The organism is Candidatus Eisenbacteria bacterium (genome assembly GCA_026388185.1).
GTDB lineage: Bacteria > Eisenbacteria > RBG-16-71-46 > JAFGJU01 > JAFGJU01 > JAPLKG01.
In genome coordinates this window covers 21975-37440 of the sequence record JAPLKG010000003.1, presented here as the reverse complement: position 1 = coordinate 37440, position 15466 = coordinate 21975, and the positions used below count along the sequence as shown (strand labels likewise).

At 53.6% G+C, this 15466-nt stretch carries 11 protein-coding genes; 9 read left to right on the top strand and 2 right to left on the bottom strand.

All coding sequences use genetic code 11. From position 1 onward, the window contains the following. Positions 1-4 precede the first annotated feature (4 nt). Positions 5-1735: an ATP-binding protein gene (locus NTX17_00990; GenBank protein ID MCX5799953.1), complete on the top strand. Its 1731-nt coding sequence runs from the start codon at positions 5-7 to the stop codon at positions 1733-1735. Between the two features lie 14 nt (positions 1736-1749). Further along, on the top strand, positions 1750-2157 hold the full coding sequence (locus NTX17_00985) for a response regulator (GenBank protein ID MCX5799952.1): 408 nt from the start codon (positions 1750-1752) through the stop codon (positions 2155-2157). A 41-nt stretch (positions 2158-2198) separates the two neighbouring features. Here the strand turns inward: NTX17_00985 and NTX17_00980 are convergent, their stop codons facing one another. Beyond that, the gene (locus NTX17_00980; GenBank protein ID MCX5799951.1) at positions 2199-3593 is read right to left on the bottom strand and encodes a hypothetical protein; all 1395 of its coding nucleotides are present in this window, start codon (positions 3591-3593) and stop codon (positions 2199-2201) included. Between the two features lie 97 nt (positions 3594-3690). Then, the gene (locus NTX17_00975; GenBank protein ID MCX5799950.1) at positions 3691-5988 is read right to left on the bottom strand and encodes an ABC-F family ATP-binding cassette domain-containing protein; all 2298 of its coding nucleotides are present in this window, start codon (positions 5986-5988) and stop codon (positions 3691-3693) included. Positions 5989-5993: 5 nt separating this feature from the next. Between NTX17_00975 and NTX17_00970 the strand changes: the two genes are divergently transcribed. From NTX17_00970 to NTX17_00940, 7 genes are all read left to right on the top strand, one after another. Beyond that, positions 5994-6317 (top strand): hypothetical protein, encoded by a 324-nt coding sequence (locus NTX17_00970; GenBank protein ID MCX5799949.1) that lies wholly within the window; start codon positions 5994-5996, stop codon positions 6315-6317. Between the two features lie 581 nt (positions 6318-6898). Continuing rightward, complete coding sequence (locus tag NTX17_00965) at positions 6899-8200, top strand: tetratricopeptide repeat protein (protein ID MCX5799948.1); 1302 nt, start codon at positions 6899-6901, stop codon at positions 8198-8200. 63 nt (positions 8201-8263) lie between these two features. Next, a complete protein-coding gene (locus tag NTX17_00960; GenBank protein ID MCX5799947.1) occupies positions 8264-10672 on the top strand; it encodes an AAA family ATPase in 2409 nt (802 codons plus the stop codon). A gap of 563 nt (positions 10673-11235) precedes the next feature. Then, on the top strand, positions 11236-11484 hold the full coding sequence (locus tag NTX17_00955; protein MCX5799946.1) for a hypothetical protein: 249 nt from the start codon (positions 11236-11238) through the stop codon (positions 11482-11484). A 627-nt stretch (positions 11485-12111) separates the two neighbouring features. Beyond that, entirely contained in the window at positions 12112-13320 is a 1209-nt protein-coding gene (locus tag NTX17_00950; GenBank protein ID MCX5799945.1) for a Mov34/MPN/PAD-1 family protein, read from the top strand. Between the two features lie 16 nt (positions 13321-13336). Next, positions 13337-14434, top strand: coding sequence for a ThiF family adenylyltransferase (locus NTX17_00945; GenBank protein MCX5799944.1), 1098 nt, complete (start codon positions 13337-13339; stop codon positions 14432-14434). A 264-nt stretch (positions 14435-14698) separates the two neighbouring features. Further along, a complete protein-coding gene (locus NTX17_00940) occupies positions 14699-15454 on the top strand; it encodes a hypothetical protein (GenBank protein MCX5799943.1) in 756 nt (251 codons plus the stop codon). The last annotated feature ends 12 nt before the right edge of the window (positions 15455-15466 follow it).

Genomic DNA, 15466 nt, shown 5'->3' with positions numbered 1-15466 from the left:
AGTTATGTCAAACGAGAGAATCGACAAGAGCAACGGAATGAGGGTGCGGGCGTTCCTACGCGGAGCGGAAGTGAATCTGGATCAGAAGCGCGTGGTCCTCATCTTTCGCTGGCTACTGATCCTGGTTGTGATCGCGCTCATGTTCTCCGCGGAAAACGGCACAGTGTCACTCACCAAGAGCCTTCTGCTCGCCGGCCTCTTCATGCTTACTAACGTCGCTCTCTCTTTCGTGCCCCTGCGGTTCTTTGGCAGGCTCGTCGTGCAAGGACCAATGCTGGTCGTAGACATCGCCCTTGTCACGGCCGCCATCTACGCCTCCGGTAACCTGACGAGCGACCTATATTTCTTGTATCTCCTTACGATCTTCCTCGCCGCCCTGAACAGCGACATCAGGACGAGCGTGTTGTCGTCGCTTGTGGTCATACTTCTCTACGGCGGAATATCTTCCTGGCAAATGGACGCGAATCAATTCCTGACCACGAACTTCCTGCTCAAGATCCCCTTCTTCCTGCTGACGGCCGTGTTTTCTGGCTTCCTCGTGTCGCAGGCGAGATTGAGAGAAAAGGAAAAGGAGGAGACTGCTCGCTCCAATGTTCTTCTCCAGAAGGAACTGGAGAAAGCGCAAGATACGGAAGAAAGAACCCGCGAAGAGCTCTGGGAGCAGTATCAGCACAATGAAAACGTCCTCGAGAGTCTCAACACCGGCGTTCTCGTAATAGGATCTCACCAAATCGTAACAACTTTCAACGCGGAAGCCTCGCGCGTGACGGGTCTTCCCAAGGATTCCGTCGTCGGGAAACCGCTCGGCAAGGTGCCGGAGCTTACGGAGTTCAACTCGCTTCTCACAAAGGTCACGGAAGAGGGAAGGGTGTGCGCGCAAGACGAGATAGCCGTGACGACACCCGGGGGAAGAACTGTTCCGATCGGCATTTCGACCGCCGTCCTTCACGACTCCGAACAGAACCCGTGCGGCGCCATCGCAATATTCAAAGACCTCACGGAGCGCAAGGAGATGAAGCGAAAGCTCAAGAGATCCGAACACATGGCCCTGCTCGGTGAGATGGCGGCTTCCGTGGCTCACGAAATAAGAAATCCATTGAACTCCATCTGGGGCTTCGCTCAACTCATAGTTGAAAGGACCGAAGAGGGCGACAAGCGGAAGCTCTTTGCGCAGGTGGTGATAGAAGAATCGCAAAGGATAGAGAGGATAGTAAACGACACGTTGGTGTTTTCGAGGGAGGGTCCGAAGCTCACAGATTCGGTCGACATCAGCGAGGTCATTGCGTCGTCCGTGGCCGCGCTCTCTGAAAAGGCCGAGAAAGCTTCGGTCAAGATCGACCTCGACCTTGACCCAAACCTTTCTCTCGTGAAGGGAAGCAAGGGGCAGCTTGAGCAGGTGTTCGGTAATCTGATTCTCAACGCCATCCAGGCCATGCCGGAGGGCGGAGACGTTTACGTCGCCACGGGAACGCGCGACGGCTGGGTGGAGGCGACCGTGAGGGACACCGGACCGGGAATAGCGCCCGAGATTATCGACAAGATCTTTCTCCCGTTCATCACGACAAAGCAGGACGGAACCGGTCTTGGTCTTCCGGTCTGTCACAGAATAATCGAAGACCATGGTGGAAACATAGAGGTCGAGAGCGAACCCGGATACGGAGCCACGTTCAAAGTAGCCGTGCCGGTCTTTCGCAACGCACACGAAACTAGAACGGAAACCGTGTCTTCGACATGATAAGGAGGACGAGCATGAAGAAGGTACTTGTGGCGGACGACGAGGCGAGGATACGCCTTCTCTACGAAGAAGTTCTTACCGAGGCGGGCTATGAGGTTGTGCTGGCCCAGGACGGGAGGCAGGCCTGTGAAAAGTTCATTTCCGAGAAACCCGATTTGGTGATTCTCGACATCAAGATGCCGGGGATGCACGGGGTCGAGGTCCTGCAACGGATGAAGGACGTGGACAAGAACACTCCGGTAATAATCAGCACGGCCTACCAGAAAATGGAGACCGATGCCGTGCTAAGCACGTCGGACGTGGCCGCCTTCATCAAGAAGCCCGTGGATCTGAATCACCTTCGCGCGGAAGTAAAGCGGATACTGGAGGAAAGCGAGAAGCAAGTGGTTACCGAGCCGCAAAGAACCGGCACCTCGAACTGAGGTCCCTGCGCTTTCAGCCCCGATCCGGCGCGTCCCCGTTTCTATTGTTGGTCTCTCTTGACGAGACGAATTGCCCACGGGGACGATATCAGTTTGCCCATCCTCAGGTAGAGCATGTAGTTCCCAACTAGCTCCGATTCATCTTTCCCCAATCGCGAATTGAAGGAGACGCTTCCAAGTAGGGCGACCTTGTGAGGGTCGAGCTGGACAATCGAGGGCGTCACAGTATCGAACGTGATGTCCACGACGGTATATGTTGTCGCCTTGTCCCGGTTTCTCAGAAAAACGCTGACCACCCTGCCACTCCAGTAATCGCCTATATTGACCACCTCGTCGGATGTGTTCTCCCCCACGGCGACGACAAGAATCGAGTCACCCGCGCAATACGCCTCTCTGTCCGTCTCGATGAACACACGAACGGGTCGGTTCTGGTTTTCGGAGATGACTTGGTCCAACGTCTTGACCCATTCCGGAGTTGAGGCCGCCGTGGAACGACTGCTCGAACTGCCTTGATCCCCCGGCGCCGCAGAATGACCGTTCGGACTGCTCTGGCCCGACGGTAAAGCCCGGTTCGTTGCAGCTTGAGGCATGGGCAGTGTCACTTCGCGCCCGTCCTTCAACGTGACCTTTCCTTTCCCTGTGACATAAACCAGACCCTTTCCATCCAGGAGGGCGAACGACAGAGGATCCTGCTGGTCCCCGTTAAACGTACATCCCTTGTACGTGATCTTTCCTCGAAAACGCACAATCGAACCGCTGCTCAGGAAATCAAGATTCTCGATCGTAGCGAATATGCTGCCTGTTCCGATCCCAACCCCGTTCAAGGGATACTCACCACCCATCCTAACTCTGAAAGGTACTGTGTCCCCCGGATACATGCTCTCGTAGAGAAAGACATCGGGGTGGTTCTCCGACGGCGCTATTGCTAAGTGGAAACTTCCCGCGCCCTTTCCTGGCAGTATCTCGGGAATAGTGAAGCGTTTTTCTCCTTCACGTATCCTGCGCATGTTGGCGTTTTCAACCTTCTCCCTCACCGTCATGGAAAGTGGACCCGTTGGAAACTTGGACACAAAAGCTTCCAAGTCAGGAACGCTGGACGTATCTACGCTGACGTACTCTCTCTCTGCCGACTGGAGGTATTCGATGCGGCTCTTGGCCTGTGCGGACCAGGAATCGGTCGGATACCTGTTGACGAAATCTCTGTAGAGCTCGATCGAATCTTCCTTACTGACCAGCTTGTAGATTTCGCCCACGGCTTGCTCGGCGAGCTCTCCCTGCGGATACTTTTTCAGAAATTTCTCGTAAGCCTCGATCGTACCCTTTTCCTTGGCGTCCTCGAATTTCGACTGCTCCGAAGCCAAAACCGTGACTGCCAGGGAAAGCACGATCATTGCTACGCACGTTGCCGCACAGGACAGCTTCACCTTGTTCGGCATACGCATGGTCTAACCCCTTTCTTGCTCACTCTTGTGACTCTTACCATTTCTCGAAGAGCGCAAGGACTCACGTAAGGCGCGCAGACCCTGCTTCTGCTCACCCCTGTAAGTTCTCCCACTCGGCGATGAGCGCCTCCATCTCGCTCTCTGTGCGCATGTACTCTTCGCCCAAACGTAGGATCTCGGCCCGGTCGGACGGGGGATCGGCGAGACTTCCTCCGAGACGAGTAACTTCTTCTTGTAGAATCGCAATGCGGCCTTCGAGTTCTGCAATGCGAGCCTTGCGGCGCCTTTCCCGAGCGAGGGCACGGCGCTCCTCGGCGATCTCGCGGTTCTTGGCAGCGCGAGCCTTGCGGAAAGCGTCACCTTTCTGTAAATGAGAGTCGTCCGCCGCCGAGCGTGGTGCCGCTGAACTTGGCGCCGCGGGGCCCTGCGACGTCGGACCTTGGAGGGCAGGACCGCGCGTGATCGAGTCGCGCATCGCAGAACCACCCGCCGCCGAGCCTTGCGCCGCAGAACTGCCCACTGCCGGCGCGCGCGCCGCCGTACCTGAAACTCCGGGAGACCCTCCACTCGCGCGATACTCGCTGTAGGTTCCCTCGAAAATCTTGAGGACGGCGTGATCTCTATCGATCTCCCAGACCTGAGTCGCCAGAGCGTCGATCAGGAAGCGATCGTGCGAAACCAGGATGATTGTCCCGTCGAAGTCGACCAGCACGTTTTGGAGAACTTCCTGGGAAGGGATGTCGAGGTGATTGGTCGGCTCGTCGAGGAGCAAGAGGTTGGCGTTGCTCAAGGCAAGCTTCGCGAGCGCCAGGCGTCCGCGCTCGCCACCCGAGAGGACTTGGACTTTCTTGAAGACGTCCTCACCGGTGAAGAGGTAGCGGGCAAGGTAGCCTCGGATCGCGTCAACCAGCATGCGGGGAGCGACCGACTCGATCTCCTGCATAAGTGTGTTGTCCAGATTGAGACCCTCGTGAGCCTGAGCGAAGTAGCCGACGTCAAGACTGGCCCCGACTTGCGCCTCACCGCTGAGAGGGGGAAGCTTGCCGAGGATGACTTTAAGAAACGTGGTCTTGCCGGAGCCGTTGGGACCGATGAGAGCGACACACCCGAGGCGCTGGAGGTCGATGTCGGGGACGGTGAAAAGATGATTGCCGGGATAACCGACAGCCAGGTCACGGGTGCGAAGTACGATGTTCCCGCCGCGCTGACCGGCCGCAAGTCTGAACTTGAGTTCTTTCGGGCGATGGATTGGATTGCGCAGGGACTTGATCCGTCGTTCTGCCTCCTCCGCAGTCATCACACCCGTAGTTGTCTGCACGTCCTCACTTATGTTGAGCCACTTCCTACCCCGCATGGCGTCCAGTCCAATCTGTTCGATGGCCTGAATCTGGCGGCTCATGCGTTTGAGACGCCCCCTGGCTTGAGCTACGTTTTGCGCGGCGATGTTCCGCTTGACGTAGTCCATTTCTTTCTCGAGGCGAGCCTTCTCGGCCTCGAACTCCGTCGAACGCCGATCCCAGCGCTCCTGACGCTGGCGCAGGTAGTGGCTATAGTTGCCGCGATAGGCCTCGACCCCGGCCCTGCTCATTTCCCAGACGTTGTTGCAGACCTTGTCGAGGAGATAGCGGTCGTGTGAGACGATGAGGACGGCGCCGTCCCAGTCTCTGATGTAACTTTCCAGCCATTCAACGGCAGAGACGTCGAGATGATTGGTCGGCTCGTCGAGAATCAATAGACCCGGCTTCTCTATCAATAAACGCGCCAGAAGGGCCCGGGTGCGCTGTCCGCCCGAAAGGCACGTCAGGGGTAGGGCGTATTCGTCGGGGGAGAAGCCCAGACCCGTGAGCACCTGTCGGATGCGCGTCTCGTAAGTGTACCCCCCGGCCTCTTCGAAGCGAGCCTGCAGCGCGCCGTAGCGCTCCAGGGTGTCTTCAACGCTGCGGCCGGTGTTTCCAGCTACGGCAGTATCGCCAGCCCCAGCGGTCTCGCCAGCAGCGTTCCCAGTCTCGGCTATGCCCCCGGCCCCGCCGGCGTTCCCGACAGCGGCATCGTTCCCGCCAGCGACCATCTCGGCCTCGAGACGGGTCAGCTCCTTCTGTTGCGCGAGCAAGTGGGCCAGAGGAATCAGGCATTCGTCCCAGAGAGTGTTAGCCGATTCGAAAACAGATTCCTGTGGCAAGTAGCCGATCGTGAGGCCCCGAGAGCGGTGGACCGTACCCGCGGAGGGAGGTTCCTTCCCTGCGATGACGCGCAGCAGGCTCGTTTTCCCGATTCCGTTCGGCCCGACCACGGCAATGCGCGCCCCGCGAGGGACACTCAGAGACAAACCGGCGAAAACATCTACCAGGCCGAAAGATTTCCCGAGGTCATGCGTGGTTACTAGTGCCATAACGCATGAATTTACTACAGCTGGCAGCGGGGGTCAAAACATCTGTGCCGGCAAAGTCCGTCAGCGAAGAATTCAAGAAAACCTATGGCCCGACGACACCGGGCTCGAGCCTGCAACCCAAGAAGCCGCCGCTAACGCGAAGAATGGCGAAGGTGCTGCGAGCAGTGTGGCCGCACGTTGGGCCCTACGCGAAACTTTCTGTCTTCTCGCTGGCCGTTGCCCTGGTGATTGTAGCTGTTGGCGGCAAGATGTTGGCGGATTGGCGCCACGCCTTGATCGCCGGTTACCTCTGGGACTCCACGCTTCAGAAGATTACAGGAAAGCCGTGAAGCGAGGTGAACCAGCGACCTTTGGGTTATGAGAACGTTGTGATGTCACAACAAGAGAGAACATCAGGGACGTAGCTGTAACAACAGAAAAGAGTTGTGCGGTCTCACGTTTTCTGGTGTTTTCTCGTTTTTCGGGGTGTTTTGGGATGTTTTGTTAGGAGGATGTTAGCAAGAGCAATGCATAGAGGTGACGTTTCGTTTGGGCACTGTCGTGTCATGTCACATGTGTGATAATCTGGAGCTCATGTCGTGGTTGCAAACAAATGACTGCACTCTCTGGGTCCATCGGCTTGGATGTCTCCAAGTTGGCAGCAGCGACGTGATCAATTTCCGCCCTGACTGGTCGCCTTCAGACCTCAATCAGCACCAGTTAATGGAACACCACTGAGATTTCGCCCTTGCACTGGCAGTATTTTAGTGATATACTAACGCTTTGATTTATCAAGCCGGCAGATTTGATACGTTTAGCTAGAACTCCCTAGATTTCCATCACCGGTAGGACGCGGACGTTATTCTGATGTAACCTTCACCTGAGTCTGGCCAGCGCAGCTGCTGGCCTTTCCGTGAATGGAGGATCCAAGATGGACGAAATCGACAGCATTCACCAACAAACGCAAGGTCTGTCGACAATTCAGCTGATTGATATGGAACGCGCACTGAAGAAGGAAGTGCAGCACTTCACAAACCTCTCGAAAGCGGAGAAAGCCCGCTTTCGGAGCAAGATCCTCAAGGAATTTCCGAGCGACGAGGATAAACTTGACGTTCTTCGCCGAATTCCGGGGCTTGAGCTTGTTAGTCGCGCCACTTCTATTCTGCAAAGAGCGAAGTGCAAGCATCCCGCCGATTTTGACGACTGGCCTCTTGCTCGCATGTTGGTGCATATGGGAATGCAGCTTGCAAGACTCGGTGAGGAGGATCTCGCGGCTTGGGCTCTCGAATATGGTGTTGAAGAATCGCCCGACGCTGCTGATGCGATGAATTCCCTCGCCATCATATACACCCACAAAGGGAAGTACGATTTGGCATTGGAGTGGGCAAGACGGGCAGTGTCCTCATCGCCAAAGATGCCGCATCCACTCAACAGTCTAGGAAACGTGTACAAGACGATGGGGGCAGAGCTTACCAAATCCGGGCAGGAGGCGAAAGCTGGAGAGTACTACGAGCTCGCACTAGACGCATTTGAGAGGGCCATTGCTCTGGCTCCTGATCACCCTCCGACTTACTTCAATCGAGGCTACCTGTGGCTGCTCATGGGGGAGAAAGACAAGGCTGTTCAGGATCTCAAAACTTGTCTCAGTCACGACACGAATGAAGTGTCGCGCAGGAATACCGTACGACTGTTGGAATCGATTGGCACAGCGGAGACAGAGGTTGCCAGAAACTCCAGAATCAAGGAAGTTGGGGAAGGCATACTCGAACTCGAGAGCCAATACAGGAAGGATCGCGTCACGATTCTGAGAGAAGGAAAACCAGCAGCCATGTACAAAGGCAACTTCCGAACTAAGCTAGTCGGCTCCTTCGCTCCGGATGACCTGGCAGTTCTCGATGAGGCCAGAAGATTGGCTGGGGAAACAACAATACTCATAGTGCTGAAGTTCGAGCCCCCGGGTATGGACCTGTACAAGGTGGAAGGTGTAGGTTCGCGCTGTTTCATCGCAACTGCTGCGTTTGACTCTCCGCTGGCATCAGAGGTGGCGACACTAAGTAGATTTCGGGATGAAGTGTTATTACACTCCCGCCTCGGTGCATTCGCAGTCAGACTCTATTATTTTGTTTCCCCATCTTTGGCAGGGTTTGTTTCCAGCAGTACGGTTACCAAGTTTGTCGCCAGACTGGTCCTCGGACCCATTGTGCGGTGGGCAAGGAAAAGGTCTGATCTTTGATGCGTGCGCAAGACGCCTCCCGCTGGTGTAGATAGAGGGCTCGTAATTATTCAGGAGGAAGTCATGCCATCCAACCAGAAGCGCGTTGTGCTCATTGTTGGTGATTCCTTCATCGATGAGAACTGGCTGATGTCGCGCGGAGACATCTACCACAGCTACAACGTTGGCAAGGAACACTACATTAGCAATCTGCCAAACGCCGATTGCCGGATCATAAGTTTTTGCGGAGCAGCTAGTGTTTGGCGCACCCTACGGGGTCCGGGTCTTCAACATCGCACTGTCTCAGCGGGGAAATCCATGGTTCCTTCAATGGTGGAGAAATGCGAACTGCTTTTGCTTACGGCATGGAACCCAAGTGATAGCAATCTCCTTATGTGTCTGCTGTGTGACAAGAAAGATGTGAGCATAGGGCTCACACCGTACCGTTTATCCGGTCTCACGACTCCGCACTGGAATAGCAAGGCCAAGAGGTGGTGTCCGCATCTCAGGACTCAAACTGAGTGCTGCTACCAGCGGTCGATGTTCAATCTAGTTAAGACAAACTGCCCCAAAGCCGCAACAAATACGTCTTCCAACCACTTGGTCCGTCTTTATGAAGGGTTTGGCAGTGATCAACCTCGTCTTCAATATCGTTTCGATTGGAAACTGGATCTCGACAATCAGTACAAGAACTACGGCATCGTGGGTGAGATCAAGAAATCCATTCCCAAAACTGAGGTTGACGCGATTGTTGCGGTCGATCACGGCTATGGAGTGATCGACAATGAGCTGGTCAAACGGCTCCATAGGGCCTTTCCGAAGGCTAAATGGTACATTCGGAGCAAGCTAGAGTCCGCAACGTGGATGGACGAACTGAAGAAAGCGAGGAAGAAACCGCGGCTGACGTTTACCGATGAACAGTTGCTGGAGTATACATACGGGGTACGCGTCTGGCGCCACGGACCGACCGTCCTAGGGCATGCAGCTTTGGAAGTCCTGGGTGATCTCCTTGGGCTGAAGAAGTATCTCCACACTAAGACAATCCACTCTGTTCGAGTAAAGCCGGAGAATGCTGCCCTCTTGTTCGAGGATGATACAGTGATTGCTGCGACGAGCACTACAGGCACAAAAAGGGTCCGGGGTAGGCACTCTAATCGGAGCCGCGAGAAAGATGACGCTTATCTCGTCAACATCGCCAGCGCGCCAGGTGAAAAGAAACCTATCTGCGTTGGACGCTCCACAGTTTTCTTTTCTTCGCTTGTATACTGGGACCAGATGTTTGTCCCTCTGCGGAACTCTATGAGCAGTGCGTGCTCTTGGGCGCTCCGAAACGCGTACCTTTGGACTGACAGCTGTACGAAGGCTTGGTTGGAAAAGAAGCCCTCTAATCTAACTGGACCCTTCGACCAAGCGATCTACAGGCCACCCTGGCCTCCAGCGGTGGTCGGGCCCCGCCAGAGACTGTCTCACCGGCTCACTTATCTGGCGAGCTGGCACGAGTGGAATCGTTCATCGATTGGCCAAGGGGTTGTTACGGTAGGCGGGGAAAAGCAGATTCATCTCTGGCGCGCTCACGGAACGCTCAAGGATTACATCTGTCCCGGTGGAGATAAGCGATCTGAGATAAACAAATTGATAACCCGGCTGCAGGCGTATGGAAATGAACGAGATCCACGGTACCCCTTTAATTGCCTTCTTCTCGCGGAACCGGGATGGGGGAAAAGCACTCTGGCGAAGTGTCTAGCCCAGCATTTTGATTTTCAACATCTCAGTTTCTCGGTCGCCCAGATGGCCTCTAATCAGGATCTAATGAACTCGCTTAAACAGATAATGTCTGTTCAGAATCGTACACGGGCCCGCGTTCTCGTTTTTGTGGATGAAATAGATGCCCAGATTGAGAGCCACACAGCTATGGGTCTTCTTTTGGGCCCGATATGGGACGGCTCTTTCGCATCGGAAGGGACCACATACCGTATCGAACCCTGCGTCTGGGTATTTGCTTCTACTAAACCTCTCAACCACCTGAGAGTCGAATCGAAGGGGCGCGACTTTTTGTCCAGGATAAATGGACCAATTATTGAGTTGGATTTCTTTGGGGGTGACCGTAGGGAAAAGCTTCATGCAGAGCAGGACGAAGAAAGACGAAAGGTACTGATGAAAAGGATGGTTCGGAGCGACCCTGAAAGCAAGCGCCGACGAACGGAACTGGTTTACCACGGCGTTAATTTCCTCAATCGAGTTTTCGGACCAATCTCGAGCATCGACCAAAATGTACTCAGGGTATTCTACAATGCCATGCCATTTGATGGGATCCGCAGCATAGAAATTTTGGCGTCTCGATTTCACGATATCTCCCTCGGCCAAGTAACCATGCGAAATGTGCCGAGATTGGATTCCTATCCCGAACTTGGCAGGCACATTCAAGAGCTTGAGCCGTGGCCACATGAGGATGCCAAAAAGCCGGTGAAGGTCATTACAAACCCACCGAAGTGAGGACGCCGCGGAGTGCTCCTCTATCTACAGCTTGAGGGTGGAGGGCCTCTGTAAGGGTCCGCCCAATTCTGTGGCGGCCTTCTTTCCATCCGCGAGACACGAAATGTATCCGCGGGTGGACGCGAATCTGTTGTGAGAAAGAAGCCGGTTGACTGGAAGGCCGGGTCACTTGTGGGGGGCAGCCGGCAAACTCGCATGACCCAGGTTTCGATAAGTCCTCGGGTTCAGATTTCCCTAACTGTGAGAAGAGCGTCTACTGGGTCTTGACTATTCGTGGAATGAGCGGCCGCTGCGCCACCAGATGTTTCTGCTTGCACGGTAGGTACTTTGGTGATACAATTTGTGCTACATAAATCGAAGGCAACTGATGTTTTGGTGAGAAGAACATAAGTGGAGGCACGAACGCTTTGTTGGTCCTGGATGATTCGCGCGTCTTCATAAAATGGACTAGGTCTCATCGGTTCTGATGGGGCTTTACTATTTTGCCTTTCCCTGGAGTTTGAAGGGCGCGGAGATGGAGTCTTGGCGTTCAATAACATGAAATCGTACAAGAGGAGGCAGAAATGGCAGAGGGCAAGAAGGTAACCATAGTTAGGGCTGGCGGTACAGCTTCTGCGGAAGTGGAAATATTTCCGGGTGACAATGCGCAGCAGGTATGTACGTTGGTGGCCCCTCAACTGGGGTTGCCAGCAGAGGGTTCATACAAATTGCTGGGTTCAGATGGTAAGCCAATCAGTGGGGATGCAACGCTGGACAAATTGGTGCAAAGCGGAGACAAGCTAACCCTAGCCAGAATGGAGGTTGGGGGCTAGCCCTGTGATGAGTAGTTGTCCGAATAGATCCGCGGACAGAGAATAACCTTGATTGTTCAAAGGGGCTGCTTATGGATGAGAGGTTTAATACAGAAATTCGACACCTATTGAAGATCAAAAGTATCTTGGATGCAGACTCCATCCTTCCCCTTCGATTTGAAGTTGAGCGGAAGAGCTTAGACTTCAGCCGATTCGAACTGACCATCAAGGGAATACAGAGTCTCATCGGCAATCCATCTCTCGGCTCTTCAGCCATTGGTGACACATTTTTGGTCGCGGCTGAGATTGCATCAGGGTACCCATGGTCCGCTGTGCCTGGCTTGAGATTTCGCTCCCCAATTCCTTTTCACCCACACATTTGGCCCGACGGGCGTTTGTGTTGGGGGTCGGGTGGCACCCCTCAGCCGGATCTGGCTCTTGCGGACTGGATCCGCGGCATCATTGAGTATCTTCAATACAATCAAGAAGAAGGTAGTATGTGGAAGATAGACGCCAACTCTCCTGCGAATCCTGGAGCGATGGAGTGGTGGAAGAGAAATCGCGGAAACCTTTCACGTTACATAAGGCCTATTGATATGGCTCGCTTACGTGCTTGGATTGACAGGTCGCGAGGATGATGATCAGGCTGTGAGGGTTGGCAAAGTCACAAGATATGATGAGCGACGATTCGTACGAGCCTCCGACTTGCTCCCACGTGAAGACCTACCGCTGCTTCTCATCCAAAAAGGTGCGTTGCGAGAAATGTATTATCATGCCTCAGGAGAAATGCACCATGAGGTCGGTGGGTATCTCTTGGGTTTTCCTGCCATGGATGCCGATAGTGGGGTACGGATTACCTACGTCGAAAGAGCGATTCGTGCTCTCTACGTCTCCACTCCAACCCACGTGAGAATGGTTCCCGAGAGCTTCAGAGACGTTGAGGCGGTTCGGCTAAGAGAGGGCACGATCCTTGTAGGGTATTATCATTCGCATCCGAAACTGGGCATATTCTTCTCCGGGACCGACACAAAGAACTTCTCTGACTATCATCCCGAGCAATATCAGGTCGCAGCTGTAGTCGATCCGAGTCGAGTCAGGTCGCAAGGCTTCGAGTCAGACTTAGAATGGATTGGTTTCTTTGGGTGGAACAACGAAGGCACACAGGTGAGAGTAGCAAGGGGTAATGTCATTCTTGTGGAAAAACGCCCCGAAATCGACGAGGCACTTGCGAGACGGCTGGGAAGAGACCTCGGACAGGAGATAGCGCAAGCGAGCTCGCGGTTGCATAACCTGCTTAAAATCGGGCCGACCGGACTCAATTTCCCTATGCCAATGGTGATTGTTCCTGTGCGTGTCAACAAGAAGCTGTGGCAGGAAATGCATTCCTCTCAAAGTGGTGGGCTGCTCTTTGGGTATACTGATCATCTTGCGGGCTGCAGCCTAATAAATCTAGTGGATTCCCTGGCCTTAGGGTTGGAAAGGATTGAAGAGTACCGAAAATACATTAGAGGATTTGCCGCGCAGTCTTCGAACACACTGTCTCGGCACTCTGAGGCGTCCTTACCGTCGGGACACCCCGGAAAAGGTCTACAGATGATCGGGGTATATTGCAATGCCAAAACGACCGCTGCTCTCACCAAAAGCCGCAAGCGATGGTTTTTTGACTCGCCCACACCCGAATTGGGTGCTCTTGAGGAATATTGCGGTGACTACTTTCTGATTGCTTCGCCGTCCGTTAACGCATTGGCAACACAAGAGCTAAGGTTTAGAGTTTGGTCCCACCGAGAAAGAGCCATTCTGGATACACATCAGTATCAAGTCATAGTCAGTGAGGAACATCAGGCTCATGTCGAATAGGTATACAAGACAGAAGATGATAAAAGGATGGCGTCAGGAAGCCGTCTCTGGAGGTCGTGTCCTCGTTGTTGGTGCGGGAACTACAGGCAACGAGGTGATCAAGAATCTTGCTCTTACAGGTGTAGGAGAAATCAGCGTTCTGGACAGCGATGTGGTTGAGGAAGTGAATCTGAACAGATGTGTTTTGTTTCGGGCCGAGGACATTGGCAAGTCCAAATCGGAGACAGCCGCCAGGCGTGCCAAGGAGATTGCCCCAGGGATCACAACCAGAGGCTGGAACCGCGATGTCGTCTATGATTTCGGTAGCCTCGAATATAGTTCCTTTGACTGTGTCGTTTTGACTGTAGATAATCTGGAGGCACGACTATGGGTGAATAGGTACTGTCGGCTACACGGTACGCCTCTAGTTGATACGGGGATAGGTGGTCTGGTCAGCAGTGTATTCGTTGCCACACCATCCGGAGCATGTATTGAATGCAGCTGGACCAAAAGGGAGTATCAGCAACTATGGGAAAGACACAGCTGCTCAAAGATAGGAATGCTTCCAGATGAGCCCAAGATCCCCATGGTCATTACGTCGGGCGCAATAGCGGGAGGCATTGCAGCTCAAGAGTGCATTAAGATCCTTCATCTGAAGCACTCAGGTCCTTCCGCCCGGAGTAGTGTGTTCTTCTGGTTCGATGGAGAAAACGGGGCATTCCTGACCTGGGAAGTGCCAAGAAAAGAAAATTGCCCTGCTCATGTTCCTCCGCCAGACAAGTCGAAAGTCCTTCTAGAGTCTCTCCTAGACGATGATGTTCTTTCGATCAAGAATAGGCTTCGAGCCGCCCTCGGATGCTCTGAGGTAGAAGTTAGACACGACAAACAGATAGTGTACTCCGTCGTTTGTCGTGGATGTGGTGGCTCTCACACAATCCAGCCATGCCTGCTTGGGAAGTTCCTGAGATCTTGCTGTCCTGCCTGTGGGGCATTGGCAGTCGTTCCAGATAAGTATACAGAAGAACTTGAAGACGGATATTCTCTCAGATCTCTGCATATCCCTCCAAATCATTTGATTCGAGTCTTGTTTAGTAAAGGAAATACCGTGGGAGAGGCTTGGATTGCCTCGAGGTGATGCAGTGTGGGAGCCAGGATATGCCCCGCATGCGGTGGGGCAATTAAGGAATACGATCGGTATCATATCTGCCCCATTTGTAGAAGAAACTATCACCTCAACCATGCGTGCCCCCAGCATACTGGCGCTTGGATGTATGTCGTCACTCCCGGAGCTTCCAACCTTGCCAGCATTGTGCGCGGCAGATCAACCTCTCGGCTGGCGGTTCCGCGCACACAAGGTCGATCGCCCCGCCAGGGACGTTCTCGATATGGACAAGCTGGCTTGAGACAGCTTCCATCTCCGGGAACGTTGTCTACAGAAGACGAAGCTACGCTAACCCTCCCAGGTGCGCAGGAAGGAAGCCGCACTCATTGGGGAATCATTATATGGACAATTGTCATCGCTATATCTGTTGTGGTTTTCGCTCCAAGACTCATAAGAATCGTGAATAATACAGCTCAAGAGGAGCGGTCTGATGTTACTGCGGACTACTTGCTTCTTTTCGAGGATCACTTTGATAAAGATGTGGATCTTTGGCCAATCTGCAAGACCGAATCCCATACTGCAAAAATTGCCAAAGGCAAATATGTTTTCGAATACCGTTTGGAGGACGAAGGTGTCATGCACGCCACCTCCATCAAGGGCTTCGACCTCCACAAAAATTTCGTAATAGAAGCAGTATTCACAAAGATCTCGGGTACGGACGAGCGCGGATTCGGAATCACTTGGGGTGGCAAAGACGGGGGCAATTACTATGAAGCTAAGATTGCCGGTAACGGCTGCTTTTCGTACGCTGAGATGAAGAAAGGCACGCAGAGCCTAATTACAGGCCGCATCATCACGGAAAGCATCAACAGAGAGAATTCAACGAACAAACTAACTGTCAAGAAGGTCGGAAGACAGTTGCACTTCTTTGTAAACGACCAGCATGTAATCAACGCACCCTCTAAACCGCTCTTTGGCCATCAGCTTGGATTCGTTCTTGACGGGAAAATGAAGGTAGAGATAGATTATATTTCTGTGAGACAAATTTCGTGAAATCTTGATTTG